The organism is Pseudoalteromonas sp. SR45-5, from assembly GCF_014163565.1.
In the GTDB taxonomy this organism is placed as follows: domain Bacteria; phylum Pseudomonadota; class Gammaproteobacteria; order Enterobacterales; family Alteromonadaceae; genus Pseudoalteromonas; species Pseudoalteromonas distincta.
This window is the reverse complement of record NZ_JACJDN010000831.1, coordinates 1-1,426: the sequence shown is the minus strand read 5'-3', so window position 1 is coordinate 1,426 and position 1,426 is coordinate 1. Positions and strand designations below refer to the sequence as shown.

2 protein-coding genes are annotated in these 1,426 nt (G+C 37.2%); both read left to right on the top strand.

Going from position 1 to position 1,426, the window contains the following annotated elements; translation table 11 throughout:
* The first annotated feature begins 330 nt into the window (after positions 1-330).
* Positions 331-1,035, top strand: coding sequence for a protein TolQ (gene tolQ / locus H5072_RS19415; RefSeq protein ID WP_002960643.1), 705 nt, complete (start codon positions 331-333; stop codon positions 1,033-1,035).
* Positions 1,022-1,426, top strand: a 405-nt coding sequence (tolR, locus tag H5072_RS19410; protein ID WP_182694505.1) for a protein TolR, incomplete at its 3' end; no start/stop codon positions are given. The genes tolQ and tolR, both read left to right, overlap by 14 nt.

Sequence of the window (1,426 nt, the reverse complement as noted above, 5' to 3'; positions counted from 1 at the left end):
AGTTTTACTATTACGTGCAGGTGAGGCTTATAGGTTTTGAGTGTTTATGCTCTTATTTTGAATAAACGGCGCATTTTATGACGTTTCATGTATATATTTACGCATATTTATAGTTAGCGAGTTTGTTTTAAAGTTTAAATAAAATACTGAGGCAAAGGGAAATGCTAACTAAAGCTGTTTTTTTAACGTTTTTTGTTGCCTATTCATAGCAATACCGTTGTCAGCTTGAAATGGACTAGATACACTAGATGCAACTTTTGGCCGTGTAAGCGGTCATATTTACACAAATTAACCAATTTGCCGTATTTTGAAATTATTTAGGAGTTTAACGTGGGATCAGGGCTTAATTTTTTAGATCTAATTTTAGAAGCAAGTTTGCTTGTTCAATTAGTAATGTTAGGGCTAGTTGCCATGTCTGTAATGTCGTGGACAATTATATTTCAACGTAAAAAAGCAATATCGGATGCGCTAATAAATGCTAAGAAATTTGAGCAAAAGTTTTGGTCGGGTATCGATTTAAGCAAATTATATAACGAGATATCGTCACGCAGCGGTCAGTCTCAAGGCATTGAAGCTTTGTTTACTTCGGGCTTTAAAGAGTTTGCTCGCCATAAAAAGAATACATTTCAAAGTGCGAGTATTGTTATGGAAGGAACGCACCGCTCTATGCGTGTTGCGCTTTCTCGTGAAATTGAAAAAATGGAATCTAGCCTATCGTTTTTAGCAACAGTAGGTTCTATAAGTCCGTACATCGGTTTGTTTGGTACAGTGTGGGGTATAATGAATGCCTTTATTGCACTAGGTGAAGTTAAGCAAGCTACATTACAAATGGTAGCACCAGGTATTGCAGAGGCACTTATTGCGACTGCTATGGGTTTATTTGCGGCGATCCCTGCTGTTATTGCTTATAACCGTTTTTCAAACAGTGTTGAAAAGCTTGAGTCTCACTATATTAACTTTATGGAAGAGTTTGCTAATATTTTACACCGTCAAGCAGCTACACAAATAGAGGCACAAGCGAATGTATCAGCGTAAAAAGCGCCGTCCGGTCGCAGAGATTAATGTAGTACCTTACATTGATGTAATGTTGGTACTACTTATAATATTTATGGCTACAGCACCGCTTATTACGCATGGTGTAAAAGTTGATTTACCTAAAATGGAAGAGTCTGATTTAGTTGATACTAAAGATACTCCGCCTATTATTGCCTCAATAGATGCACAAGGTAAATATTACGTGAGTGTAGGTACTGATCCAGAAGAGCCTATGGAAGCACTTGATGTGGCTGCGGTTATAAAATTACAGCTAATGAAAAACCCTGACGTGCCGGTAATGATTAAAGGCTCGGGTAAGGTGTCGTATCAAGAAGTATTATTACTAATGGATTTTTTGAAAAATGTAGGCGTACCATCAGTAGGATTAATG